The sequence below is a fragment of the Brumimicrobium glaciale genome, assembly GCF_004152935.1.
Classification (GTDB): Bacteria; Bacteroidota; Bacteroidia; order Flavobacteriales_D; family Crocinitomicaceae; genus Brumimicrobium; species Brumimicrobium glaciale.
Genome location: NZ_SETE01000001.1, coordinates 900477 through 925676 on the forward strand (window position 1 = coordinate 900477; position 25200 = coordinate 925676).

Genomic DNA, 25200 nt, shown 5'->3' on the forward strand with positions numbered 1-25200 from the left:
TAACTATAAAGTTATCATTTGTCAAATTCAATTGATTTTATCTTCGATGATTTCATGTCAAATGTAATTCTTCCCCTTTCTCTCCCTTCTTTCTTCTCTGCGTCCCGACAGCTGTACGGGACTCTGCACCTTTGCGAATCTCCGCGTAATTCTTTTTTTTCTCTATTTCCAACTCCATAACTCCCATATTAATATTAAGTTTGTTCATCAAATTTTAGAAGTTAAAAATATACCATGGAAACGTTAACCAAACGACACATTGAATACGACCGTTCCAAGTTCTCTGACAGCGAGCTTGTTGATATTTATCAACGCATTTTGAAACCAAGACTTATTGAAGAGAAGATGTTGATTCTACTGCGTCAAGGGAAGATTTCTAAGTGGTTCTCAGGCTGGGGGCAAGAGGCAATTAGTGTCGGAACAACCTTGGCGATGCAAAATGATGAAGTAATTCTACCAATGCACAGAAACCTTGGTGTATTTACCACACGTGATATTCCTTTGGCTAGACTTTTTGCTCAATTTCAAGGGAAAATGTCTGGTTTTACAAAAGGACGTGACCGCTCTTTCCACTTTGGAACAATGGATTATAATATCGTTGGAATGATTTCTCACTTAGGTCCACAATTGGGAATTGCTGATGGAATTGCACTTGCTTCAATTATTAAAAAGGAGAAAAAAGCAACATTGGTATTTTCTGGAGACGGTGGAGCAAGTGAAGGAGATTTTCATGAAGCTTTAAACGTTGCTGCAGTTTGGCAATTGCCTACGATTTTCACAATTGAGAATAACCAATGGGGATTATCAACGCCAAGTAACGAGCAATTCCGATGCAAGCAATTTATCGATAAAGGAATTGGTTACGGAATGGATGCTTTTCAAATTGATGGAAACAATATTTTGGAAGTAATCACTTCGGTAAAGCAAATCGCTGAATCTATTCGTGAACGTCCAAGACCATTTTTATTGGAATGTTTGACATTTAGAATGAGAGGTCATGAAGAAGCTTCTGGAACGAAATATTATCCAGAAGGAATCCAAGATGAATGGAATGAAAAAGATCCTGTTGTTAATTATGAGCTTTTCTTGAAAGAAGAAGGATTATTAACAGATGAAATGATCGAAGGTTTTAAGAAAGAAATTAAGGCTGAAATTCAAAATGGATTAGATGTCGCTGGAGCAGAACCTAAAATTGTTGCAAATACAGAAACTGAAATAAAAGATTTATTCAAGGAGCACAACCAAGTTGTTGTAGTGCCTGAAACAGAAAATAAAAGTGAAAAACGATTGGTAGATGCGATTTCTGATGGATTGAGACAATCTATGGAACGTTATCCAGAATTGGTTTTGATGGGACAAGATATCGCCGATTATGGTGGTGTTTTTAAAGTTACAGAAGGATTTGTTGAGCAGTTCGGAAAAGAACGTGTAAGAAATACACCTTTGTGTGAGTCAGCAATTTTAGGAGCAGGGTTAGGTTTGTCCATTGCTGGAATGAAAGCAATGGTAGAAATGCAATTCTCTGATTTCGTAACAGTTGGGTTTAATCAAATCGTGAATAATTTAGCGAAACTACATTGGAGATGGGGACAAAATGCTGATGTTGTGGTAAGAATGCCAACGGGTGCTGGAGTAGCAGCTGGGCCATTCCATTCACAAAGTACAGAGGCTTGGTTTTTCCATGTTCCTGGATTGAAAATCGTTTATCCAGCATTTCCTGGAGATGCAAAAGGATTGTTGGCAGCAGCTATCGAAGATCCGAATCCTGTATTATTTTTTGAACACAAATTCCTTTACCGTAGTTTGAGAGAAGACATTTATGATGATTATTATACAACTGAAATTGGAAAAGCAGCGGTCTTGAAAAAAGGATCTGATGTAACGATTGTCACTTATGGTTTAGGGGTTCACTGGGCTTTGGAAACATTAGAAAAAGATACTTCAATTTCTGCAGATTTAATTGACTTGAGAACTTTAGCGCCATTAGACATGGCAACTGTTATTGAATCGGTTAAAAAGACTGGAAGAGTTATCGTTTTGCATGAAGATGTTGAGATTGGTGGAATAGGAGCGGAGTTGGTGACACAAATCAATGAAGCTTGTTTTGAATATTTAGACGCACCAATTCGCAGAGTGGCTTCATTAAATACACCGATTCCTTTTGAAGCAGATTTAGAGAAAAACTTCTTGCCAAATAAGCGTTTCGAAACAGTTTTAACTGAATTATTGAATTACTAAAACTAGCCGATGGAAAAGGGAAATAAGCGCGTAGTAAAAGGATGGATCTTTTATGACTGGGCAAATTCAGTTTATAACTTGGTGATATCCTCCGCAATATTTCCAGTTTTCTATGCGAATGTTACAGAAAGCCACTATTTAAAGACTGTAGGAAGAGATAAATTATTACCAGGCGAAAACGTGATGGTCGAGTTTTTTGGATTCACATTGTCCAACTCGGTTTTGTTTTCTTATGTTTTGGCAGCGTCCTTTTTATTGGTGAGTATTTTATCGCCATTGTTATCTGGAGTTGCCGATGTTACAGGAAGCAAGAAACGCTTTATGCAGTTTTTCTGTTACCTCGGATCATTCGCAAGTATTTCCTTATTTTGGTTTAGTCCCGATCACATTGAATGGGGAATGTTATCCATTTTCTTAGCCAGTATGGGTTTTTGGAACAGTTTGGTATTCTACAATGCCTTTTTACCTGAGATAGCAGAACCAAAAGATCACGACAATATTTCAGCCCGAGGATTCTCTATGGGATACTTTGGAAGTATGATTTTATTGGTAATTTGTTTATCAATTATCATGTTGGGAGACCCTGCATATACCAAATACAGCTTTGTTTTGGTTGGATTGTGGTGGATGGGATTTGCACAAGTGACTTTTCGAAGATTGCCACACAACGTAAATAAGAAAGCGGTAAAATCAGGTCGTATATTTAAAGGAGTTGTTGAATTAAAACGTGTTTTCAATGAATTTCGTCAGACCAAAAGACTGAAACGCTATTTACTTTCCTTCTTCTTTTTCAATACCGGAGTTCAAACGGTAATGTTAATGGCGGTAGTTTTTGCCAAAAAAGAAATCGATTGGGGAGAAGCCGGAGGAGATGCAGGGCTAATTGTAGCGATTTTATTGATCCAGATTTTAGGAGCTGGAGGAGCATATTTGATGTCTTACATCTCTAGTTTGATTGGAAATTTAAGAACGTTAATCTTCGTTGTCATTGGCTGGATGATCTTGTGTATTTGGGCGTATTGGCTGCAATCACCAACAGAATTCTATTTCTTAGCTGCAGGTATTGGACTCGTTATGGGAGGTGTTCAAGCACTATCTCGTTCTACGTATTCTAAGTTTTTACCTACAACAGATAATCATGCTTCGTATTTCTCCTTTTATGATGTAGCAGAGAAAATTGGAATTGTTTTAGGATTGTTCTTCTTCGGATTGATGGAATACTTGACAGGGAATTTAAGAGCTTCAGTGCTTTCAATAGTTGCGTTTTTCGCGATTGGATTGGTCTTGTTGATTTTTGTTCCGAGGAAAGAAAGTGCTAAGGGGAGAAAGGTTTTGATTGCTAGTCGATTGGCTGCTTTGAAGGCCAAGGAAGGGTTGGGAGAATGACGCAGAGATGCGCAGGAGGCGCAGAGATTCGCAAAGAAAAGAAGAAGCGGATGAAGGAGTTTAAGGATTAATGTTTAATTGTGAATGTTTAATGCTTAAGGATGAACGTTTATGCCATCAATGAAGTTGATTTTTGGAGTCTGGTTTAGAGGAGAACAGGCTTTTGGGTGTAATTTGTTTGAAATGATTTATTGAATTTTTGAGATTATTCTAGAAATGATGGAACAAACAAAATTGAAAATTTTCACCTTAATTTTATTTCTGTTCTCATTTCTTTTGTGTCGAGCAGGAAATATTGAGACAATTTATTTTCTTCCTGGTCAAGGTTCGGATAAGCGAATTTTTGATTCTTTGGAAATAGATTCAAAATTCAAACTTAAGTATTTAGAATACGACACTATCTCGAAAAAGGTGTCTTTATATGAATTAGCCAAGCAACTTTCTACTTCGATTGATACTACTGAAAATTTTGCCCTTATTGGAGTTTCATTAGGCGGAATGTTAAGTGTGGAATTAAGCAGAATTGTAAATCCAAAGAAAGTAATTATCATTTCTAGTGCTAAGAATAGAAAGGAACTTCCGTTTAGATATAGATTTCAAAGAGTAATTCCGTTATTTGAGATTTTTCCTGCGAAGGTTATTTATTGGGGAGCAAAAACTTTACAGCCTATTGTTGAACCTGATAGAAATACAAATGAAGATACCTTTAAAAGCATGCTGGAAAGAAAGAATCCAAAATATTTAAAGCGAACTGCTAGAATGATTATTAGATGGAAAAGAAAAACTAATTCTACTAAAATCATTCATGTCCATGGAAATAATGATCACACTATTCCTATTAGAAATGTTGTAAATCTTGATTACATAATTGAAGATGGTTCTCACATGATGGCTTTAACAAGGTCAAAAGAGATCAGTTTGATTTTGAATAGGGAGCTTTGATGTTTTGAATTTGTCCAATTAAAATTAATATTCAAACCCAATAGATTTATAATCGTCAAATAAAGTTGGAATAAATTATCACTATAAATAAAACTAAATTAAAACCACATTCGATATAATTACCCTTAAATTTAGAATCTATGAATAATATTGATAGAAAAAATTTTCATTCCCAAGTTGTTGATTTATTGAAATCTGCAAGGAATAAGGTTGTTCGTTCAGTTAATCAAACTATGGTTATTACTTACTTTGAAATAGGTAGAATGATAGTTGATAAAGAGCAGGACGGAAAAGAGAGGGCTGCTTATGGAGAAAATGTTATCAAAAACTTGTCTAAAGTTCTGAGCGTCGAGTTTGGTAAAGGTTTTTCTGAGAGGAATATTGAACAAATGAGACAATTTTATTTGGCATATTCAATACCGCAGACACTGTCTGCGGTTTTCAATTCTGGAAATCCTTCTGAGAATTCCGAAAATAAAATGATAATATTAAGTTGGTCGCATTATTTAAAACTTATGCGAATTGAAGACCTTAACGAGCGCAACTTCTATGAAATAGAATCTTATAAAAATAATTGGAGTCTAAGGCAGTTGCAGCGACAGTTTGATTCAGCATTATATACAAGACTAGTTTTAAGAAGAAACAAAGCTAAGGTAAATGAACTTTCAGAGAAAGGGCTAATTATTGAGAAACCCATAGACGCAATAAAAGATCCATATATTTTAGAATTTATTGGACTCCGTGAACACACCATCTATTCAGAAAATGAACTTGAACAAGAAATAATTGATAAACTAGAGCATTTTTTACTCGAATTAGGTAATGGTTTTACTTTCGTTGCTAGACAGAAAAGAATTTCTTTTGATGAGAAGCACTTTAGAATTGACTTGGTTTTCTATAATAGATTACTAAAGTGTTTTGTGCTTATTGATTTGAAAATCGGAGAATTAAAACACCAAGATTTAGGGCAGATGCAAATGTACGTCAATTATTATGACCGAGAAATTAAATTAAATGATGAGAATAAAACAATTGGTATAGTATTGTGCAGAGATAAAAGTGAATCAGTAGTGGAATATACTTTGCCCGAAAATAATGAGCAAATCTTTGCGAGTAAATACGAGACTGTCCTTCCAAGTAAAGAAGACTTAAAGTCTCTGATAAACTACAAATAAATGAAAGTTAAGCGATAATTTATAAGAAATACGGTTTTTCAGTGACAGAATGAAGAGCATGATGAAAATTAAATGAATCAAAACCAAATAAATGAAAGCACTAGGAATATCATTAGAAGGAAGCACGGCAATATTTAGTGGATTAGAAAAGACGGAATCAGGAATTTATGAGATTTCGGATAAACTCAAGAAAATTCAATTAAAAGATCACCTAGATTCCAAAGAAGTTCAATCTTTAAATGAAACTATTCAATCTTTTTTGGAAAGAAATGACTTTGATGAAATCGCAATTATTAAAAGAGGAACGAAAGGAACTTTTGCTGCTTCACCTATTTCATTTAAGATTGAAGGTCTCATTCAAATGTATAAAAGTAAAGACGTAGAATTTATTGCCCCACCAACTTTGAGGGCATTTTATAAAAAGAATGAGAATAGTTTTACTCCAAAATATGCTTATCAAAAGGCTTCAAATGATTTGGCTTTTTATTTGTTGAAAAGAGAATAAAAATAATTACGAATGGTGTGACTCGGGTGGGATGACGGAACGCGGATGACGCGGATCTGCGAGCGCGGATTAGGGCGGATTTTAGTTTTTAGCAATGGTAAAAAAATCCGCGAAGATCTGCGTTGCTTCTTGAAGCATCCGCGTCATCCGCGTTCCATTGCAGCGCAACTTTGAAAAATGAGTGAGCTTATTTTTTTTAATTCGTAATTCGTAATTCCCCTAATTCGTAATTGATTCTACTATTTGTATCTTTGCACCCAAATTTATTTCATCCATGGATATTCATGACCTCGTAATCAGAGACAAAGAAATTGTTTCTTTAGAAGACGTTTTTCTTAACCAAGAGAACCAGATAAAAATTCAACAACTTATCAGGGAATATAAGTATGTTGATGAACTCACTGAATACAATTTGCCTGTAAACAATAAGGTTTTGTTACAGGGGAGTTCGGGATGTGGGAAGACGACAACTGCTAAGGCTATTGCAAATGCTTTAGGAAAACCTATTTTAATTCTGAACTTGAGTAATATTGTTTGTTCTAGAATAGGAGAGACTTCTCAAAACATAAAACTTGTTTTTGACAAAGCGGGTAGAGATAAATCTGTGCTTTTCCTAGATGAATTTGATCAAATCGGAAAAGCACGAGAAGACAGTGATAAAGATGTTGGAGAAATGCGCCGATTGGTAAATACTATTATTCAACTCATCGATTATTATCCTAAAAATGCGGTGTTAATTTGCGCTACGAATCACCCTGAAATAATCGACTCCGCATTAATGAGAAGATTTCAATTGCGGATTGATTTCGAATTGCCGTCTACTGAAGTTTTGGATACTTTCTATGATAAATTACTATCTGCGTTTCCAATTCATATGCAAAATATTGAGCGGAAGTATGATTTGTCATTTGCAGAAGTGAAGGATTATGTGAATACGGAAGTGAAGTCTATTTTGATAGAGAAGTTAGAAAGAGATAATTAGGAATTACGAATTGAAAAAGGATTAAGTCAATATAGAATTGTTTGATTCATAAAGTAATGTTCATATTCAAATCGTGAATTACAAATGAAAGTAGTATTATTTCTTAACAAGGATCTTGAGGCGAATATTTCCTATAATCTGCTTAAATCCGAACTTCTAAATCATGATGTACGCATATACTATTCTGACACTGTTGGGAATCCTAACAACAGAGCTGAAGATTTAGTTAAGTTAGATTATTATGAAAAGGAATTCTTTTCTAATGAACTTCCTGGTTTGATTAATGAAAACAAAATTGAAAGTTCATTTGAGTTTTTTGATTCAGATTTCAATACTTTTCCAATTGAAAAAAGTCCGAACGTTAATTCCACAGCATTTATTAATGAAATGAAAGATTTTAATCCAGATCTATTTATTTCTATTCGTTTTGGTAAGATCTTTAAAGATGAGATTATTAAAGTTCCAAAGTTTGGCTTAATCAATTTACATTCTGCAATATTACCAGATTATAGAGGAATCATGGGGACACTGCATGCAATTAAGGATAAGAATAACAAAATTGGATGTACACTTCATACGATTCCAAATAGTGGAATTGATACAGGTGAAATAATTGAGATTGCTGAAGTTGATGTGAATTGGAAAAGATCACTTTTTTGGAATATTGTACAACTTTATCCAATAGGTGCAAAGCTTATAGTTAAAGCGCTGAAGAATATTGAAAGCGGTGAAGTTCTAATAAGCGAAAAGCAAAATCTTCAAGAAGAAGTACTTTTCGGTCCCAATAAAAGAAGATTTTGACCAAGTTCGAAACTTAGGAATGGAAGTTATTTCTATTAAAGATTATCAAGATGTTTTGAATAAATTTATAGTCGATAATCTAGTGGAGCTTAAAAAAGATAATTTTTCTATAAAACCTCAAAAACCGTTTTAGTAATATAAATTAATGATTCGGGAATAATATACAATTTTTCAGGAGAAACATATAATTTTAAGAATCATGTGTCTGTGTAGTTTTGTAGTGTTCAAAAGAACATAACATTTAAATAAATACAAAACATATATTATGAGCACATTTAATGTCCCAAAAAGAGAAGAAGTTTCAGCTAAAAATCAAGCGATATTTGATAACCTGGAAAAACAAGTTGGTTTTGTTCCTAACCTTTATGCTTCTTATGCCTATTCAGAAAATGCTTTGAAAAACTATATGGATTTTTCCAGTGGAGCGTCATCTTTGAAAGCCAAAGAAAAAGAGGTGATTAATTTAGCGGTTAGTCAAGTTAACAACTGTGAATATTGTTTGGCTGCGCACACTGCTATCGGAAAAATGAATGGATTTAATGAGGAGCAAATTATTGAACTTCGTCAAGGTAAAGCAACTTTTGATATCAAGTTGGATGCATTGGCTAAATTAGCTAAAAACACAACTGAGAATCGTGGAAAAACCGATGCTGATGTATTGGAACACTTTTTTAATGCAGGTTGGACAAAAGAAAATCTTATTGACACGATGTTGATTGTAGGAGATAAAACAATTTCAAATTATATCAACAATACAGTGAAAACGCCAATAGATTTCCCAGAAGTTAAAGCAATCTAATTCAAGTAAATATTTCACTAAAAACCGTCTGAATTTAATTTGGACGGTTTTTTAATTTTAAATGATTTGTTTTGAATTCTAATGGAGGTAAACCACAATGTGATTTAAAGAATTTTGAAAAGTGTCCTCCTTCTTTGTAACCTAACTCGTAAGAAATCTGCTCTGCTGTTTTGTCTGAAAATAACAATAACCGTTTTGCTTCTAAAATTATTCTATCATTTATTATCGTTAAAGGAGAAGAATATCCTGCTTTTTTAAAAACATTTGAAATGGTCTTCGGTGATTTAAATAAAAGCCCTGCATAATCCGAAACTTGATGCATTTCTCTAAAATTCTGTTCTATCAAAATATGAAACTTTCTTATCGTCTCCATTTGTGAATGTGGCACTTCCGCTATTCCTTTTGAATCTATTACCAATCTGGTAGACTTTATGAGCAACCGTTTTAACATTACCCTCAATATCTCACCTTGAATGTGATCTCGTGTTTCAAATTCTTCTTTAAATATGGAAAACATAGTTTCAAAACTGATCGCTTCTTTTTCTGAAAGAGTAACAATAGGTGGTTTTGACGAACCGAAAAACAAGATTCCGTTACAAGACACTTCATAATCATGATCTCTAATACAGTAAAATTCTCTATTGAATACTATGGCAATTATTCCAGATTCTTTCGGGATTTCTAATACATTTATTGTTGTGCTAAACAGTATTTGATTCTTCTTCAATGAAACGTTATATCCATCAACCATAATTTTACAATTGTCTTCTTTTGCCCAAAGTATTTTGTATAATCCTTTGTCTTGTAGTAAATGTTGGGCTGGTGAACAATTAAAATTGGTCAAAATAAAAGTACTGTCTTCAATGGTGCTGTGGTAATCTAATCTCATATTGTAAATAAACGAATAAATTTTTAATTAAAAGGAATTATCTACAATATGATAGGAGTAATGTGTAGGGAATCTGGAATGAACGTGATATATCTTTGTAATGAACAAATAAATACAAAATATTATGAAAACAGGTACAGGTAATTTAGTGATGAGAATAGGGTTTGCACTTCTTTTTATTTGGGGTGGATTAGAAAAGTTTTTCGAAGGATTTTTAGGTGGAGTTGGTCTTCAAAACATGGCTGATTTTTTAAAACAAAGTGGATTAAGTTTTTTAGGGGATACAGGGACTTATGCTTTAGGAGCACTATTAGCATTGTTAGAACTCGTGGCAGGAATTTTATTGATAATGAATAAACAAACCATTTATGCTTATGCGTTTTTGGCTTTCATCATGGTAATGGCATTAGTTTTAGTTTATATTCCTTCGGGGAATTGGATGAATATAATGATTCATGTCGCGTTAATTACTTCTTTAGCTGGACTTGCAATTGAAGAGAAATCAAAACCAATCGTTTAATTATTAGCGCTAAATCTCAATAAAAAAGCCAACTTTAATAAGTTGGCTTTTTTATTCTCACTAAATTCAAACGTGAACATATACTCAATTCATCAGTTATCCATATTCGAAGCTTTCCCTAAACCAGAAATATTGGTTTTGATATCTTCTGGATTTCCATAATATTTCACGCTTCCTATTCCTGAAATTGAAATATCGATGCTGTTTGAAGCATGCACAGAAATATTTCCAATTCCTTTACATTCAACAACTGTATTTTTTGTCTTTAGCTTTCTACTGTCAATTTCTCCTACTCCTTTTGAACTTATAAAAGCATTTACTGCTGTTCCTTTCGCTTCAATAGTTCCAACAGCTTTCGAAATTAAGTTCATTGTTGTTACATGAGCATCATTGATTTTTATTTTACCGACACCATTGTTTTCAACGCTTAACTCGTCTCCTTTGAAGTTTTTTTCAATGTAGAAAGTTCCTACACTATTGAAATTAACTTTCGAAAGATGAGGTGAACCTACACGAATAATCAACTCATTTTTCTTATTGGTATATTTATCCTTGTTTTTTAATTCTATTGAAAGTTCATCATCATCGTTTGAAACTTTTAAGTTTTCAATTAAATTAGTACCTCCAGAAACATGCATATAAAAGCTATCAGCTTGCTCATAATATACTTCACCGATTACTTCTAATTCCAAAATTGAAAATTCAGAAACAGTAAATGTTTTAGAAATTTTTGGACCTGAATCGTAATTTCCGCACGATGCCAATATTAAACTTGTTAGTAAACTGATAAAGAAGATAGAATTTTTCATGCCATGAAGATAGTAAGAAGATTTGACTTTCGTAGAATTGAATTCAATCAAATTGTTATTGTTTTTGAAGTGTTTAGACTATGTTAAAATCCTTTTGTTTAGTTATGATCACTTACTATTGAATACTCTAAGAAAATTCAACTTTCATTTTATGCAAGAATTTAGAAAGACCTTTGATTCAAAATATCCCCTGATTTTTGCTATTTTTACTATTCATAAGAATTAATTATTTTAATTCTTATGTGAAACTTTAAACTCTATTATGAAAACAGCTACTCGTATTTTTACACTTTTAATTTTCACAATTACAATTAATTCCTGCGCCTTCCATTCTGGCGTAATGACAGGAAGTGCAGCATTGAGTGATGCCAATTTTAAGGTCGTTGACTAAGCAATTGGAACATCAGAAACAATAAAGATATTTGGGTTGGGTGGAGTAGCAACTGATGCATTAGTTTTAGAAGCAAAACGGAATTTGTATAAAAACTATCCATTAGCACCTGGTCAAGCATTGGCAAATGTATCGGTGGATTTTAAACGTTCATTTTTTCCAATCATTTCTAAAGCTAAAGTTGTGATTTCTGCGGATATAATTGATTTTAATGAAGGAGCTGTTGTGAAATCGGAAGTTGAGAAATTCCCAATAGGCTTAGAGAATAAAAGGGAGAATGAACTTAATGTAGCCAGTGAAATGGTTTATTTTGAATACGAAAGTAAATTAAAGTTGGGAAAAATTGTTGGTTATGGTTTAACTAGAGTTAAAGTTATGTCCCTCAGTGAACGTGATCGTCTAAGAATTAAAAGAGTACCCGTAAGAAAATTGTTTTTCATGAATAAAAATGAAGCGATTTTGGAAACTAATTTTAATATAGGAGATGAAGTAACTTATGTTGATGAAATCGTTGATGAGAATGGAGCGTATAGGAATGTATTGCGCTCTGGTACTGTTTTCGGACTTGGACAAAAAGGAGCTGTGATAAAATATAATGTAGAAGACGTCCCTCTGTTCTTTGTTGTTGAATACGAAAAAATCAGTCTGAAAGAATAATTTTTTTCAAGATTGAAAGCTTTTGATTTTACTATATTAGAGACTTGATATTTTTAGAACTTAATTCTATTTAAAAATGCAAGAAGAAAATACGCCAGAAGAACAACCCAATAATCCACTTCACGGAGTAAAATTGGCAACAGTTGTTGAAACTTTAGTTGACCATTATGGATGGGAAGAGTTAGGTAAAAGGATTAATATCAATTGTTTTACCAGTAATCCTTCTGTTAATTCTAGTCTTAAATTTTTGAGAAAAACGCAATGGGCGAGAGATAAAGTGGAACAGCTTTATTTGAAGAATTTAAAGAGGTTTAAGTAATGATGAATTATGAATGTTGAACTATGAATTTTTGGAGTTGTTCAATAATCGTAATTTGTAATTTATTTTTTACTTTAGTGAAGGTGAGCTGTTTTTCAATAAAACTAAGATTCACATTGTCATAAATGAAAACTGAATTTGAAATTAAAGACAAGTCCAAAGCGACTGATGGAATAAAAATTGCTCCTTTTAGAAAGCACATTCGTAAAACTTCTCCGCACAAACACAATAGTTATTTCGAAATCATCTACCTTACAAGGGGAGAAGGTTCGCATACTATTGACACAAGAGAATACGAAATTAAAACTCCTATAATATTCACTATTCGTAAGGAGCAAGTTCATTTTTGGGACATCAAAACAGAACCAGAAGGCTTTGTTTTGATCATTAAAAAATCATTCATTGAAAACTGTTTAGATAAGGACATAAAAAGATTGATTTCTGATTTAAGTTTCCATACTTGTCTATTTCCACAAGACAATTCGGCTATAGATATTTATCAAATATTACTGAAAGAGCATTCCAAAAACAATATTTTCAAACAACCAATAGTCGATGGTTTGTTAAAAGCTTTATTAGCTAAATTACTAGAATCGGCTGTGCATAACTTGTCTAGCGTCGGAAACAATTCTATTTTCCAATCTTATATTGACTTATTGAATCAAGAAAATAAATTGACCAATAAAGTAAATCACTTTGCAGGAATTCTAAATACAACACCGCAAAATCTAAATGCAATTTGCAGAAAGGAAACAGGTCAATCAGCTTCTGAAATACTTTCTGAACATATTGTGAATGAAGCCAAGCGACTTTTACTTTATACTGATCTTACTGTGAGTGAGATTTCTACAAAGCTGGACTTTAAGGACAATTCCCATTTCTCTAAATACTTCAAACGTCACGTTGAGAAAACACCTATAGAATTCCGTAAAGAAAATAGCTGACTAAATACCATTTAATTTTCAAATAGACCATTTGTTGAGGGTTTTATTGTATAGTTTTGAAGTTTTAAAATATAAGCTTTAGAAGTTCAGAATGAATAGTCGATTAAAAGAAGTTGCAAAATTATTTTTCAAATTAGGAAGTATTGCTTTTGGTGGGCCAGCCGCTCATATTGCAATGATGGAGGATGAAGTTGTGAAAAAAAGAAAGTGGATGACACAACAACATTTTCTTGATATGGTTGGAGCGACAAACTTAATTCCAGGCCCAAATTCCACAGAAATGACAATGCATTGTGGTCATGAAAGAGCGGGATGGAAAGGCTTGATTGTGGCTGGAGTGAGTTTCGTATTTCCCGCAGTTGTAATTACAATGGTCTTCGCTTATTTGTATCAGCAGTATGGACAAATGCCTAAAGTTGAACCATTTATTTATGGAATAAAACCTGCAGTAATTGCCATTATTCTTGGAGCAGTTTATCGACTGGGTAAAAAAGCATTGAAAAATGTTGAATTGGGTATTTTAGGAGGTTTGACTTTGACCGCTTGTTTGTTCGGTGTACATGAAATAGTGGCTTTATTTGCTTGTGGATTTCTCGGTTTAGCTTTGTACTTTATTCGTAATTCGCAAAACAAATTGTACAGTGTCACTCCTCTCATTTTATTCCAAGTAGCGTTATCTGCTGGAACTTTTAAAATTCTATGGACATTCTTTAAAGTTGGTGCTTTGCTTTATGGTAGTGGTTATGTTTTGTTTGCTTTTTTAGATGCGGAGTTAGTGAATACAGGAATGCTCACCAGACAGCAATTGATTGATGCTGTTGCTGTGGGTCAGTTTACTCCAGGTCCAGTTTTATCTACCGCAACATTTATTGGTTGGCAATTGGGTGGTTTTTGGGGAGCGATTGCTGCAACTGTTGGAATCTTTCTTCCCTCGTTTATTTTTGTGAGTATTCTCAATCCATTTATTCCTAAAATGCGTAAATCTAAAATTATGGCCGCCTTTTTAGACGCTGTGAATATTGCTGCTGTTGCTGTAATAGTCGCTGTTTGTATTGAAATGGGGAAAGATACTTTAACAGATTGGAGAGCCATTTTAATTGCTGTAGTAAGTATCACAAGTGTTTTTGTTTTTAAGAAAGTGAACAGTGCATTTATTGTAATTGGTGGAGCATTGTTTGGATTCGTTTTAACATTATTCTAAAAGAATCTCTACTCAATTCAAAGTAATGCTGAGATTAAACAAAACATTTATAGATTTGTTAATCTTACATCAATAAATTCTTGAAAACAAAGTCAACATGAATATTTCCCCAGAAACTCCAGTTCAATTTAAATGTGGTGCAACAATGAAAAACAGATTTATGTTAGCACCAATGACCAATACGCAAAGTCACGAAGATGGAACGCTTTCTGAAGATGAATTCAAATGGTTAACGATGCGAGCGGAAGGTCAATTTGGATTAGTGATGACTTGCGCTGCTCATGTTCAAGAAAATGGAAAAGGATTTCCTGGACAATTGGGAATATTCTCAGATGAACATATCGAAGGTCACAAAAGATTAGCTGCAAAGATTCAGTCTTACGGTAGTTTAGCTGTTGTTCAATTGCATCATGCAGGAATGCGCTCACCAGCGGAATTAGTTCAAGGTTTGCCAGTTTGCCCATCAGATAATGAAAAATATGGTTGTCGAGGGTTGTCAATTGAAGAAGTGGAACAATTAAAACAAGACTTTATTGACGCCGCAATTCGCGCAAAAAAGTGTGGTTACGATGGAGTGGAAGTGCATGGAGCACATGGTTATATTTTAACGCAATTTTTGAGTTCAGAATTCAATAAACGAACTGATAAATATGGCGGAAGTTTAGAAAATAGAGCTCGACTTTTATTTGAAATCGTTGATGGAATAAGAACAACTTGCGGAAAAGAATTCTTGTTAAGTGTCAGACTTTCTCCTGAAAGATTTGGAATGGATTTGCTAGAAGTGAAAGAAGTTTGTCAACGATTTATTGATGAAGATAAAATTGATTTCCTCGATATTTCTTTGTGGGATATTTTCAAAATGCCAGAAGAGAAAGAGTATCAAGATAAATCATTATTAGATCACTTTACAGATCTCGATTACAAAAACATCAAACTTACAGTTGCAGGAAAAATTAAAAATGGGGAAGATGTGAAGAAAGCATTGAATTCAGGAATTGATTTCGTTTCGATTGGTCAATCCGCAATATTACACCACGATTTCCCAGCAAAAGTGATGGAGAATCCGAATTTCGAACCAACAAAAACTCCAGTTTCAGCAGAATACTTAAAGAAAGAAGGATTGGGTAAAGACTTTATCAATTACATGAGTAAATGGGAAGGTTTTGTCGAGAATTAGCAATTGACAATTTTCAATTACGAATTATTAAATCACGATTCTAAATTAAGACTTCTTTTAACTGATTTAGCTCTTCATTTTTTAATTCCTAATTCTCCAATTGTGAATTCGTAATTGTCTCCATTCGTAATTGTTTGTTTATGTTTTTTTCTCTTCTATTAATAGGAAATAAAACTGAATTAGTCTACTTTTGATTTGTACTAAATCTATTGGTTATCTGATATACAATGAATGTCTTTATGACAGAAAGAGTTTGTTGATACAGCAAGTAATTGATTCTTATGTGCACAGTCGAAGTTAAATAGTTTTAATTTAATATCTCACTTTATGAAAACACATGTCGCAATTTATGACTCTCACGAAAAAGCAATTAATGCTACCAAAGTATTAAATAGTAAAAACTTTCCCATGGAACACGTTTCAATACTCGGAAAGGCCGAAATAACAGACGATCATATCCATATTAAACAATTAGATACAACTAAAAACGCACCTGCATTAATAGGTTCTGGAGCTGGAGTAGTTATAGGATTACTCACGGGAATTGGTATTTTTACAATTCCAGGATTTGGTTTTTTATATGGTGCGGGTGCATTGGTAGGCGCTTTTGGTGGATTTGAAGTTGGACTCGTCACTGGAGGTATTGCAACGCTTCTGGCAACTATCGGAATAAAGAAAGACAGCGTAGTAAAACTCCATGAACATTTGAATGAAGGAAAATTCCTTGTAGTTGTAAAAGGTCCTTTGAAAGAAGTTGAAAAAGCTGAACATATCTTGCATACAGAGGGTACGCATCTTGAAATGCTTGATTAAACTTTTTATTTTTAATTCCAATATTTCAAAATTCGTAATCCCCTAATTGATAATAAACTTCAGTTCGACAAGCTAGCATCTACAAGCTCAGCGCATCGCTCTGGAATGCGTTAAGAGCTTCGCTGTTTGTAATTAAATAAATTCGTAATTCTCTAATTCGTAATTGACCATGACTATAGTATCAGAAAATGTGATTCCAGGAAATCACGGAAAAGTATTCGGGACAAACGCCGAAAACAGAACAAGTTTAAATAATATCAAAAAGGCTATTTTGAGGATAGATGGAATTAGAGATGTTTTAATAGATGAAAAGGTGTTTCCAATAGAGCTAACTGTTCATACAAATGATGTGGTGAGTATTAAAGAAATCCAAAAAGCTGCAATTTCTGTAGGTTTTCATTTAATTCCAAAAGGACTATTTCCACTTTAAAAAGAGAATTACTATCCGATAGATCGGATGGTAATTTTATATATTTGTAATTAACTTCGTTGAGGGCTTCGCTGTTCGTAATTAAATAAATATGGAAGATAAAGAAAATCTAGATTGGGATAAACAGACCGAAAATATTGAAAAAAAGAATAACATTTTGATAGACGGATTTTACGAACATCTTACTACCAAGTCCATAAATCCTAAAACTATTCAAAATCATATTAATAATGTTGATTTTTATGTGAATACCTTTTTACTTCGCTATGGGATAATTCCTGCAGAAGAAGGTTCAAATGAAATTGGTGAATTCTTAGGGGACTTTTTTATCAGAAAAGCTATGTGGTCAAATAAAGCTTCTGTTAAACAAAATACAGTGAGTTTGAAAAAGTTTTATACTTATCTAAATGAAATAGGAGAACTCCCAAAGAAAGATTTAATAGAATTGAAATTGACGATAAAAATCGAGGCCGATATTTGGATTGAAAGAGTTGAAAAATATAATAATACAGACGATGATTGGTATTGAAGTCAATATTCAATTACGAATTATTAAATTGGATTCCATATTGGAGTTTTCTTAATTGATTAAATTCTTCATTTATAACTACAATATTTTTTAATTGTTTTGTTCTTTAATTCGTAATTGCCTAATTCTTCATTAACTTCACTTCGACAGGCTCAGTGCATTGCGTTGAGGGCTTCACCGTTCGTAATTGTTTCTAATTCTTGAATTTTTTAATCTTTAAATTTGTCCACTTATTATGAAAAAAGTACTCCTAATTTTAGCAGAAGGATTTGAGGATTTAGAAGCCAGCGCTTTTATTGACGTAATTGGTTGGAATTTAATCGAAGGAGATGGATCAACTGAATTATTCACTTGTGGACTAAAAAAAGAAATCAAAAGCACTTTTAATCAGAAGTTTATTGTAGATTTTTTGATCGATGAAATTAATATCAATGATTATGACGCACTTGCAATTCCTGGTGGATTTGAACAATTTGGATTTTATGAAGATGCTTACAGTGAAAAGTTTTTAGATTTAATTCGCATTTTTAAAATCAAAAATAAAATCATCGCTTCAATTTGTGTTGGAGCATTGCCAGTTGGGAAAAGTGGAATTCTAAAAGGTAAAAATGGAACGACCTACAATAATCGAGTAAGAAGAATAGCGCTAGAAGAATTTGGAGTGAATGTGACTAACGAACAAATAGTAATAGACGATAATATAATTACATCCTGCGGGCCATCAACAGCTTTAGATGTCGCATTTTTACTTTTAGAAAATCTAACATCAAAGAAAAATACGGAAGAGGTTCAGAAACTCATGGGATTTTTATCAATTGACAATTGATAATTAACAATTGATAATTTTGGAATCCTTTAATTCACGTAATCCCCTCAATTCAGCTTGTCCGACTACCGGCGGATAATTCCCCTAATTCGTAATTAGCTGCGCTGAGGGCTAAAGCCGTTCGTAATTGTTTCTAATCCGTTAATCCGTTAATCCTCTAATTCGTAATTCGTAATTGTTTCATTCTTAATTGTTTTTCTTTTCCTGTTTCTTAAAATATCTCCTAAACAAAAAACTATGCTTCAAAGCTTCCATATTTTTATTCAACTTATCAGCTGATTCTTTAATATCAATCATTGTTGAATCTATCTCTCTTACTAAATCTTCATCTTGAGTAAGGTGATTTATTGCTCCTTTTCCATTTTTAATTTCAATAATGTACTCATTCAAGTTTTTAGTTACCTGATTTACATCTTTACTTGATTTTTCTAGACTAGTAAAAATACTTCTCATTTGATTTGCCGCAGCGGTATCACTTAAAATAACTGCAGCAGCGCTTTCATCGTAATTTATTTTCGAAATTATAGTATTTATTTTTGAAATTGCTAGACTTGTTGCTTCAGTTGTTTTCCTAAGTTCAACTACTGATAGTTGGATGTTCTGCGCCATAAGCGTGTCATTGATCAGTGTTCCTATAGTTCCTTCCCCCATCAAAACTTGCTTGGTTATTTCTAATAAATCGGCAGACAATAAAGCGACATTTTTATTCGTGATATTTAAAGTTTCCAGCATTTCATCTGTGCTAATATTATTTTGGGAATTAATTGTATCGCCAGAATTAACAGTCGCTGATTGCTGATTTTTTCCTGGGATGATGTTAACAACCATACTTCCAACCAATCCATCCGAGCCAATTGAAGCAATCGCATCTTTCTTAATGAATTTCGCTGTTTTTTCTTCTACGGAAATTAGGATGGTTATTTTGCCAACTTCTGTCATTTCGATTTTACTCACCGTTCCTACGTTAATTCCAGAATAGCGTACGTTATTGCCCAATTGCAAACCTTTTACATCATCAAAAACGGCATACAATTGAATGCCTTTGCTAAACATGTGTTTATCTTTTCCAATGAAATAAAGACCAGAAATAAGTAATACTGTTCCTACAATCACGAAGATTCCAACCTTTATTTTTTGTGAATTCGACTTTGCCATACTATTTAATTTTTAAAAAATGCCCTTGTTTGTGGATCGCTTGAAGTTGAAAGTTCATCATAAGTTCCTTCAGCATAATTGATTCCGTCAACCAGTAATATTATTCTATTTGAAATAACCCTCGCGCAATCCACGTCATGCGTGATGATTAATGAAGATGTATTGTATTCTTTTTGAATGGTTCGCATCAACTGAATAATCTCATTTGATGTAATCGGATCTAAACCCGCCGTAGGTTCGTCATACATTATAATTTCAGGCTTCAAAATCAACGCTCTTGCCAACGCAACTCTTCGCATCATTCCGCCAGAAAGTTCTGCTGGCATTAAATCAATAGCATGCAAAAGCCCTACGCTTTCTAAAGCTTGCGTTACAGACTTTTCTGTTCCTTCAAAATTTTTGACTTTATCCTTGTGACGACGCAATGGGAATTCTAAATTCTCACGAACAGTCATTGAATCATAAAGCGCACTTCCTTGAAAAAGAAATCCGATTTCAGTACGTAAAAAATCCAATTCCTCTTGTCCCATCGTAATGATATCATGATCTTTGATGGTAATGCTTCCGCTATCTGGTTGAATTAAACCAACGATAGATTTTACCATAACCGATTTTCCAGATCCAGATTTCCCCATAATTACGAGATTTTCACCTTCATAAAGTTTCAAATTGAATCCTTTAAGCACATGGTTTTTACCAAAGCTCTTGTGAATGTCTTTTAATTCTAGTACGATTTTTCTATCTTCTTTATTCATCTTGATTTCAAAAAAATATATCGGAAACAAATACTGCGATAAAGTCAATTATAAATAACAACATCGAAGAATAAACGACTGCTGAGTTCGAAGCTTCTCCAACACCAACAGTTCCTTTAGCACAATTATAACCTTTGTAAGTTCCTACAAGTCCAATCGCAAATCCGAATAAAACAGTTTTTACAGTTGCAGGAATAATGTCTGAAAAACTCAGTGAGCTAAATGCCATATTGAAGTAAAGTGTATAGGAAACTCCACCTTTTAAGTTTTCCACCATTGCTGAACCAATGAGTGCGACTGCATCTCCAATGATTACCAATAAAGGCAACATCAATGTGACTGCCAAAATTCTAGTGACAACTAAATATTTAAATGGATTTGTACCAGAAACTTCCATGGCGTCAATTTGCTCTGTTACTTTCATAGAACCCAATTCAGCTCCAATTCCAGAGCCAATTCTACCAGCACAAATTAAAGCAATAATTACGGGGCCTATTTCTCGAATTATAGAAACACTGATCATTGAAGGCATCCAAGAAACTGCACCAAACTCTTCCAAAGTGGGTCTGGATTGAAGCGTAAATACCAATCCAATAATGAATCCGGTGACCACAACTAAAAACAAAGAACGAATTCCAACATTATAGCACTGTCTAATTAATTCCTTAAACTCAAATGGTTTTCTGAATACTTCCTTAAAAAATCGCCCAGCAAAATAAGCCATTTCACCAATCTCGGCGAAAAATGACTTACTGCGTTTTAAAATGGAATTTTCTTTTGACATGTAGTGTGTAATAATTACGAATTTAATCAATTAAAATTACGAATCCAGAAACCCTCTAATTAACAATTCAGAGCATGTCTTGAGTTTAATAATTGACCTGTACGATATTTATATTGATCAGTATTATATCCAATTCTAAATATACGGATTTTTCCTCTTGTTATAATATGAAAAAAGTCATGTTTGATTTTAATCTTTAGTTAATCAGTGCTCTTAAGTCAATTCTTTTCAATGTAGTTAAACCAATGTTTTTTCAATTTACTTAGTGTCTGTTAGAAAATTCATTAACTTTAATTCTTTTGAAAAGTGTCACTACTATAAAATAGCAATTCGATATGATGAAAATAAAACTTGTCCTGATTTCGGTTTTTCTAATCTGTAATATTGTTGCGGCACAAAACGAATTAAATCTCAAGACTTCAATCTATGCAGGAGGAGCAAGACAAGGAGCTACTTATTTGAAATTTGAAAGGGCTTTATTCTCTAATAATTGGACTGAAACGATTGTTAATATCGGTGTTGGAAGTGTTTCTGGAGAAGGAAAGTATGGGATTTTCACGATGAATAAAATTATGCCTGGGGTAGCTCAACTTTTTGGTTATAAAAGATTTTTTCTTGAGCTTGGTGTAGAACCTTCAATAGTCTTTTATCGTAAAGTTGCTTTTATAGATTTAAACGCAATAGTTGGTTTACGCTATCAGAACAGAGCAAGTAAAGATCCCTCATTATTTTTTCAAATAGGGCTTAATCCTAAAATGTATTATTCACACAATAGCAATATTGATGTCCCTTTTTATTTTGGAATTGGGTTGAGTTTATAGGATTTGACTTCTTATATTTCTTGAAGTTTTATTTAATATGATATGTAATTTTGTGATAACCTTCTGTAATTTTACGCCTCGAAATGGATTATTTTTTCAATCAAATAAATCTTAAAATTAAACCTGAGTGTTTTTAGGTTTGAATAAAGAAAGATTGTTGAATTAAAATATAGAGATTTACATTCTGTCACATGCTAAAACTAGAAACATCTAGATAAAACACTATTATGATAAAATCTACAAACGCTAAATTTCACAAGAGTATTGTCTTATATATCTTGGGATTATTAGTGCTATTAAACAGATTCTTTATTCTTAAGGAATTTAATTTTCAATATACGGGAACAGACGATCTTGTATTTTGGCAAGCAGCTGTAGATTATTCGCAAGGGATATTTCACGAGCCCTATTTTTATGGTCAGGATTATAATTTCGCTTTGGAATCAATTCTTGCAGTGCCACTTTTACTCATTGGAATTCCTGCTTTTATTGCTCTGCCATTGGTTTCCTCCTTTGTTGGGATATTTCCGTTTTTTGTTTTTGCAATAGCTTTATTTAGAAAAGGCTTTACCAATGACGCATTTCTGTTTTTGTTAATACCACTAGCAATGCCAATCGAATATGATATTATTACTTCTGTATCAAGGGGTTTTACGAGTGGCTTATTCTTTTGTTCTTTTCTAATATTTCCTTTGCTATCTCCGACTAAAATCAAGTCATTTATTATTCTCGGTTTAGCAGTTTCTTTTGGATATATATTTAATGCGAATTCCTTAATTCTCTCTTTTCCAATATGCCTTTATCTTTTATTTAAAAATTATAAAAGTCCTTATTTTTATTTATTAGGTCTTGCCGCTACAATTCCCGCTTTTTTAATTTTATATTTTTCAAAAGAATTTTATGTAAATCATCCTGAATTTTTAACCCATTCAATGTGGGGACTTGATTTTAAATTTGCTAGAGTGGTTTATGGACTCTCGCATTTAGATGACTTTTTCCGTTATCTCACACCTGTTTTATGGTCAGGAAACTGGTTGGTTTTACTCATAATATTATTTCTAGCTATTGCAACGCTAAAGAAGAACTGGAAAAAAGGGGTGAGTCTATTACTAAATTTACTATTTATTGTTGTCCTTTTAGGCATTACAAAAATACATGATGATGCAGGCGTTATCTTTTTATCATCTACAAGAATGTTTTTGGCGATTCCTCTACTATTTGGCGTAGCGCTGTTTTGGACTAAGAAAGACTTTATAGACGAAAATAAATTAAGACTGATCATTTTTACTGTAGGGATCTCTGTTTTTTTGGTCAAGATAAGCTCTTATGAAACAGTAATAAAAGAACATACTGAAGAAACCAATTATGGAGCTATTGCAATCAAAAAAATCGACGATTTAAAAGTTGAATGTTCAGAAATAAATGAAATAGCGACGCATTACGATGTTGATTTGTTGGTTTTTATTCCCAATTATCGCTACAACACTCCCTATATGATATCCTATAATTTAGGATGTTCTATTATTGAAGAGCAAATGGCCTCCTCCGTTATGAGTACTTATGAAAGAAGAACTTGGGTTTTTGAAAAGGAGAAAAATACCGCAAGAAAGACTGTACTTCTTTACAATTTGAATATCGATGAAACCAAGGAATATGATAAATTTATTGAATATGAATTTATAAAAGGAAAGCCGAATATGGTATTAGTAAGAAACAATGATAAAACCCTATTTGAACTTTCGAAAGTTTTTGATTTCCGTTTGATGCGGAGTACTTATTGATTGGATTTTTCTGGCTGCTTATCTTCTTCTTCCATAAATGTGGTGTGTCGTGAAGACGTATGGACTAATTTAAGGTTTTTTGTAAAATAGTCGTTTCATAGTTTCTTAAAATATGCGAAGAAGGTTGCTGCAAACAAAAAAAAGCTGACCATTACAGTCAGCTTCCTTAAATATAATTAATTAACCTAATTTCTATTTCTTAAATTCAGTAATCGTCTTCTCAATAATCCCAACACATTCCATCAATTGCTCTTCATTAATTACCAATGGTGGCGCGAAACGAATGATGTTTCCGTGCGTTGGTTTTGCTATTAAACCATTTTCTTTCATTGCCATACAAAGATCCCACGCTGTTGTGCTGTCTTCTGTGTCGTTGATTAAAATTGCATTCAATAAACCTCTACCACGTACTTTATTAACTAAATCGCTACCTTCAATAATTCGGTCCATTTCCTTACGGAACAATTTCCCCATTTTATCAGCATTTGCAGCTAAATTTTCATTTTCGATAACTTCTAAAGCTGCAACAGCAACCGCAGCAGCTAACGGGTTTCCACCAAAAGTGGAACCATGTTGACCTGGTTGAATAACACCCATAATATGGTCATCTGCTAAAACAGCTGAAACTGGATAAACTCCACCAGAAATTGCTTTTCCTAAAACAACCATATCTGGACGAACATAAGTTGGTGCTTTTTGCTCACATTTAGAACCACATGAACAATCTCCACAAACTGCTAAAAGACTACCTGTTCTTGCAATACCTGTTTGAACTTCGTCAGCAATAAACAAAACATCAGCTTCTGTACATAATCTTCTTACTTCAGCCAAATAACCTTCGTCTGGAACAAAAACTCCAGCTTCACCTTGAATTGGTTCAACCAAGAATCCAGCAACATTTTCTTGTTTTAATGCTTCTTCTAAAGCCGCTGTATCGTTATAAGGAATTCTGATAAATCCTGGTGTGTAAGGTCCAAAATTATCGCGGGCATTATCATCATTTGAGAATGAGATAATTGTCGTTGTTCTTCCGTGGAAGTTGTTTTCACAAACAATAATTTTCGCTTGGTTTTCTGGAATACCCTTTTTTTCGTAAGCGTATTTTCTACAGATTTTAATAGCTGTTTCTACTGCCTCAGCACCAGAGTTCATTGCTAAAATTTTATCAAAACCGAAAGTTTCAGTTGCATATTTCTCAAAAGGACCTAATACATCATTATAGAATGCACGAGAAGTAAGCGTCAATGTTTCAGCTTGTTTCTTTAATGCACCGATAATATGCGGGTGACAATGACCTTGGTTTACAGCAGAATAAGCAGAAAGAAAATCGTAATAATGTTTTCCTTCAACATCCCAAACGTGAACACCTTCACCTTTCGCCAAAACTACTGGCAACGGATGATAATTGTGCGCTCCGTACTTTTCTTCCATTTTGATTATGTCTTCTGAAGATAACTTTTCTGTTGTTGTATTCATAAAATTTGTTTTTTGTCGTTTATAAAATGTGTTATGTCGGTCAAAACACCAAGGCTCTTGCAAATATAGGGATTCAATAGGGAAATAAAAAATTC

The 25200-nt window shown here is 33.2% G+C and carries 27 protein-coding genes; 21 read left to right on the plus strand and 6 right to left on the minus strand.

The genetic code is table 11. The features are described from left to right. Positions 1-234: 234 nt before the first annotated feature. From ERX46_RS03505 to ERX46_RS03540, 8 genes are all read left to right on the plus strand, one after another. On the plus strand, positions 235-2238 hold the full coding sequence (locus ERX46_RS03505) for an alpha-ketoacid dehydrogenase subunit alpha/beta (protein WP_130092438.1): 2004 nt from the start codon (positions 235-237) through the stop codon (positions 2236-2238). Positions 2239-2247: 9 nt separating this feature from the next. Beyond that, positions 2248-3624: an MFS transporter gene (locus ERX46_RS03510; protein WP_130092439.1), complete on the plus strand. Its 1377-nt coding sequence runs from the start codon at positions 2248-2250 to the stop codon at positions 3622-3624. 219 nt (positions 3625-3843) lie between these two features. Continuing rightward, a complete protein-coding gene (locus ERX46_RS03515) occupies positions 3844-4566 on the plus strand; it encodes an alpha/beta hydrolase (RefSeq protein ID WP_130092440.1) in 723 nt (240 codons plus the stop codon). Positions 4567-4706: 140 nt separating this feature from the next. Further along, positions 4707-5741, plus strand: a complete 1035-nt coding sequence (locus tag ERX46_RS03520; protein WP_130092441.1) for a PDDEXK nuclease domain-containing protein — start codon at positions 4707-4709, stop codon at positions 5739-5741. Between the two features lie 91 nt (positions 5742-5832). Then, the gene (locus ERX46_RS03525) at positions 5833-6246 is read left to right on the plus strand and encodes a DUF3010 family protein (protein ID WP_130092442.1); all 414 of its coding nucleotides are present in this window, start codon (positions 5833-5835) and stop codon (positions 6244-6246) included. Positions 6247-6520: 274 nt separating this feature from the next. Next, entirely contained in the window at positions 6521-7228 is a 708-nt protein-coding gene (locus ERX46_RS03530; RefSeq protein WP_130092443.1) for an AAA family ATPase, read from the plus strand. A gap of 84 nt (positions 7229-7312) precedes the next feature. After that, positions 7313-8029: a formyltransferase family protein gene (locus ERX46_RS03535; RefSeq protein ID WP_130092444.1), complete on the plus strand. Its 717-nt coding sequence runs from the start codon at positions 7313-7315 to the stop codon at positions 8027-8029. A gap of 265 nt (positions 8030-8294) precedes the next feature. After that, positions 8295-8828, plus strand: a complete 534-nt coding sequence (locus tag ERX46_RS03540) for a carboxymuconolactone decarboxylase family protein (RefSeq protein ID WP_130092445.1) — start codon at positions 8295-8297, stop codon at positions 8826-8828. A gap of 34 nt (positions 8829-8862) precedes the next feature. On the opposite strand, the gene ERX46_RS03545 is transcribed toward ERX46_RS03540, so the two are convergent. Beyond that, positions 8863-9717 (minus strand): helix-turn-helix domain-containing protein, encoded by an 855-nt coding sequence (locus tag ERX46_RS03545; RefSeq protein WP_130092446.1) that lies wholly within the window; start codon positions 9715-9717, stop codon positions 8863-8865. Between the two features lie 124 nt (positions 9718-9841). Here ERX46_RS03545 and ERX46_RS03550 point away from each other — a divergent pair, with 124 nt between their 5' ends. Further along, positions 9842-10237: a DoxX family membrane protein gene (locus ERX46_RS03550; RefSeq protein ID WP_130092447.1), complete on the plus strand. Its 396-nt coding sequence runs from the start codon at positions 9842-9844 to the stop codon at positions 10235-10237. Positions 10238-10329: 92 nt separating this feature from the next. Here the strand turns inward: ERX46_RS03550 and ERX46_RS03555 are convergent, their stop codons facing one another. Continuing rightward, a complete protein-coding gene (locus ERX46_RS03555) occupies positions 10330-11046 on the minus strand; it encodes a head GIN domain-containing protein (RefSeq protein WP_130092448.1) in 717 nt (238 codons plus the stop codon). 262 nt (positions 11047-11308) lie between these two features. Between ERX46_RS03555 and ERX46_RS17755 the strand changes: the two genes are divergently transcribed. The 10 genes from ERX46_RS17755 (at position 11309) to ERX46_RS03600 (ending at position 18333) form a co-directional block, all read left to right on the plus strand. Continuing rightward, on the plus strand, positions 11309-11437 hold the full coding sequence (locus tag ERX46_RS17755) for a hypothetical protein (protein ID WP_262708072.1): 129 nt from the start codon (positions 11309-11311) through the stop codon (positions 11435-11437). Positions 11438-11440: 3 nt separating this feature from the next. Further along, positions 11441-12094, plus strand: a complete 654-nt coding sequence (locus ERX46_RS03560; protein WP_317127173.1) for a DUF6567 family protein — start codon at positions 11441-11443, stop codon at positions 12092-12094. 76 nt (positions 12095-12170) lie between these two features. Then, entirely contained in the window at positions 12171-12413 is a 243-nt protein-coding gene (locus tag ERX46_RS03565) for a VF530 family protein (protein ID WP_130092450.1), read from the plus strand. A gap of 125 nt (positions 12414-12538) precedes the next feature. Next, entirely contained in the window at positions 12539-13357 is an 819-nt protein-coding gene (locus tag ERX46_RS03570; RefSeq protein WP_130092451.1) for an AraC family transcriptional regulator, read from the plus strand. Between the two features lie 91 nt (positions 13358-13448). Further along, positions 13449-14558, plus strand: a complete 1110-nt coding sequence (chrA, locus tag ERX46_RS03575) for a chromate efflux transporter (protein WP_130092452.1) — start codon at positions 13449-13451, stop codon at positions 14556-14558. Positions 14559-14655: 97 nt separating this feature from the next. Next, positions 14656-15735, plus strand: coding sequence for an NADH:flavin oxidoreductase (locus ERX46_RS03580; RefSeq protein WP_130092453.1), 1080 nt, complete (start codon positions 14656-14658; stop codon positions 15733-15735). Between the two features lie 327 nt (positions 15736-16062). Beyond that, positions 16063-16548 carry a hypothetical protein gene (locus ERX46_RS03585; protein WP_130092454.1) on the plus strand — a complete coding sequence of 162 codons (486 nt, stop codon included), beginning with the start codon at positions 16063-16065 and terminating at the stop codon, positions 16546-16548. 169 nt (positions 16549-16717) lie between these two features. Next, a complete protein-coding gene (locus ERX46_RS03590) occupies positions 16718-16978 on the plus strand; it encodes a heavy-metal-associated domain-containing protein (RefSeq protein WP_130092455.1) in 261 nt (86 codons plus the stop codon). Positions 16979-17069: 91 nt separating this feature from the next. Continuing rightward, a complete protein-coding gene (locus ERX46_RS03595; RefSeq protein ID WP_130092456.1) occupies positions 17070-17507 on the plus strand; it encodes a recombinase in 438 nt (145 codons plus the stop codon). A gap of 235 nt (positions 17508-17742) precedes the next feature. After that, on the plus strand, positions 17743-18333 hold the full coding sequence (locus ERX46_RS03600) for a DJ-1/PfpI family protein (RefSeq protein ID WP_130092457.1): 591 nt from the start codon (positions 17743-17745) through the stop codon (positions 18331-18333). A 186-nt stretch (positions 18334-18519) separates the two neighbouring features. Here ERX46_RS03600 and ERX46_RS03605 read toward each other — a convergent pair whose 3' ends face one another. From ERX46_RS03605 to ERX46_RS03615, 3 genes are read right to left on the minus strand one after another with little or no spacing between them, the layout of a single operon-like run. Continuing rightward, a complete protein-coding gene (locus tag ERX46_RS03605) occupies positions 18520-19488 on the minus strand; it encodes an MlaD family protein (RefSeq protein ID WP_130092458.1) in 969 nt (322 codons plus the stop codon). A gap of 5 nt (positions 19489-19493) precedes the next feature. Beyond that, complete coding sequence (locus tag ERX46_RS03610) at positions 19494-20243, minus strand: ABC transporter ATP-binding protein (RefSeq protein ID WP_130092459.1); 750 nt, start codon at positions 20241-20243, stop codon at positions 19494-19496. 7 nt (positions 20244-20250) lie between these two features. Beyond that, positions 20251-21027, minus strand: coding sequence for an MlaE family ABC transporter permease (locus ERX46_RS03615; protein ID WP_130092460.1), 777 nt, complete (start codon positions 21025-21027; stop codon positions 20251-20253). Positions 21028-21362: 335 nt separating this feature from the next. Here ERX46_RS03615 and ERX46_RS03620 point away from each other — a divergent pair, with 335 nt between their 5' ends. Both ERX46_RS03620 and ERX46_RS03625 read left to right on the plus strand, forming a co-directional pair. Next, positions 21363-21848 carry a hypothetical protein gene (locus ERX46_RS03620; RefSeq protein ID WP_130092461.1) on the plus strand — a complete coding sequence of 162 codons (486 nt, stop codon included), beginning with the start codon at positions 21363-21365 and terminating at the stop codon, positions 21846-21848. 227 nt (positions 21849-22075) lie between these two features. Continuing rightward, a complete protein-coding gene (locus ERX46_RS03625) occupies positions 22076-23629 on the plus strand; it encodes a hypothetical protein (protein ID WP_130092462.1) in 1554 nt (517 codons plus the stop codon). Between the two features lie 192 nt (positions 23630-23821). On the opposite strand, the gene rocD is transcribed toward ERX46_RS03625, so the two are convergent. Further along, positions 23822-25105, minus strand: a complete 1284-nt coding sequence (gene rocD, locus ERX46_RS03630; RefSeq protein ID WP_130092463.1) for an ornithine--oxo-acid transaminase — start codon at positions 25103-25105, stop codon at positions 23822-23824. Between the last annotated feature and the right edge of the window lie 95 nt (positions 25106-25200).

Coding starts and splice junctions, on each gene's coding strand:
- ERX46_RS03505 (WP_130092438.1), top strand. CDS start 235: ATGGAAACGTTAACCAAACGACACATTGAATACGACCGTTCCAAGTTC.
- ERX46_RS03510 (WP_130092439.1), top strand. CDS start 2,248: ATGGAAAAGGGAAATAAGCGCGTAGTAAAAGGATGGATCTTTTATGAC.
- ERX46_RS03515 (WP_130092440.1), top strand. CDS start 3,844: ATGGAACAAACAAAATTGAAAATTTTCACCTTAATTTTATTTCTGTTC.
- ERX46_RS03520 (WP_130092441.1), top strand. CDS start 4,707: ATGAATAATATTGATAGAAAAAATTTTCATTCCCAAGTTGTTGATTTA.
- ERX46_RS03525 (WP_130092442.1), top strand. CDS start 5,833: ATGAAAGCACTAGGAATATCATTAGAAGGAAGCACGGCAATATTTAGT.
- ERX46_RS03530 (WP_130092443.1), top strand. CDS start 6,521: ATGGATATTCATGACCTCGTAATCAGAGACAAAGAAATTGTTTCTTTA.
- ERX46_RS03535 (WP_130092444.1), top strand. CDS start 7,313: ATGAAAGTAGTATTATTTCTTAACAAGGATCTTGAGGCGAATATTTCC.
- ERX46_RS03540 (WP_130092445.1), top strand. CDS start 8,295: ATGAGCACATTTAATGTCCCAAAAAGAGAAGAAGTTTCAGCTAAAAAT.
- ERX46_RS03545 (WP_130092446.1), bottom strand. CDS start 9,717: ATGAGATTAGATTACCACAGCACCATTGAAGACAGTACTTTTATTTTG.
- ERX46_RS03550 (WP_130092447.1), top strand. CDS start 9,842: ATGAAAACAGGTACAGGTAATTTAGTGATGAGAATAGGGTTTGCACTT.
- ERX46_RS03555 (WP_130092448.1), bottom strand. CDS start 11,046: ATGAAAAATTCTATCTTCTTTATCAGTTTACTAACAAGTTTAATATTG.
- ERX46_RS17755 (WP_262708072.1), top strand. CDS start 11,309: ATGAAAACAGCTACTCGTATTTTTACACTTTTAATTTTCACAATTACA.
- ERX46_RS03565 (WP_130092450.1), top strand. CDS start 12,171: ATGCAAGAAGAAAATACGCCAGAAGAACAACCCAATAATCCACTTCAC.
- ERX46_RS03570 (WP_130092451.1), top strand. CDS start 12,539: ATGAAAACTGAATTTGAAATTAAAGACAAGTCCAAAGCGACTGATGGA.
- chrA (WP_130092452.1), top strand. CDS start 13,449: ATGAATAGTCGATTAAAAGAAGTTGCAAAATTATTTTTCAAATTAGGA.
- ERX46_RS03580 (WP_130092453.1), top strand. CDS start 14,656: ATGAATATTTCCCCAGAAACTCCAGTTCAATTTAAATGTGGTGCAACA.
- ERX46_RS03585 (WP_130092454.1), top strand. CDS start 16,063: ATGAAAACACATGTCGCAATTTATGACTCTCACGAAAAAGCAATTAAT.
- ERX46_RS03590 (WP_130092455.1), top strand. CDS start 16,718: ATGACTATAGTATCAGAAAATGTGATTCCAGGAAATCACGGAAAAGTA.
- ERX46_RS03595 (WP_130092456.1), top strand. CDS start 17,070: ATGGAAGATAAAGAAAATCTAGATTGGGATAAACAGACCGAAAATATT.
- ERX46_RS03600 (WP_130092457.1), top strand. CDS start 17,743: ATGAAAAAAGTACTCCTAATTTTAGCAGAAGGATTTGAGGATTTAGAA.
- ERX46_RS03605 (WP_130092458.1), bottom strand. CDS start 19,488: ATGGCAAAGTCGAATTCACAAAAAATAAAGGTTGGAATCTTCGTGATT.
- ERX46_RS03610 (WP_130092459.1), bottom strand. CDS start 20,243: ATGAATAAAGAAGATAGAAAAATCGTACTAGAATTAAAAGACATTCAC.
- ERX46_RS03615 (WP_130092460.1), bottom strand. CDS start 21,027: ATGTCAAAAGAAAATTCCATTTTAAAACGCAGTAAGTCATTTTTCGCC.
- ERX46_RS03620 (WP_130092461.1), top strand. CDS start 21,363: ATGATGAAAATAAAACTTGTCCTGATTTCGGTTTTTCTAATCTGTAAT.
- ERX46_RS03625 (WP_130092462.1), top strand. CDS start 22,076: ATGATAAAATCTACAAACGCTAAATTTCACAAGAGTATTGTCTTATAT.
- rocD (WP_130092463.1), bottom strand. CDS start 25,105: ATGAATACAACAACAGAAAAGTTATCTTCAGAAGACATAATCAAAATG.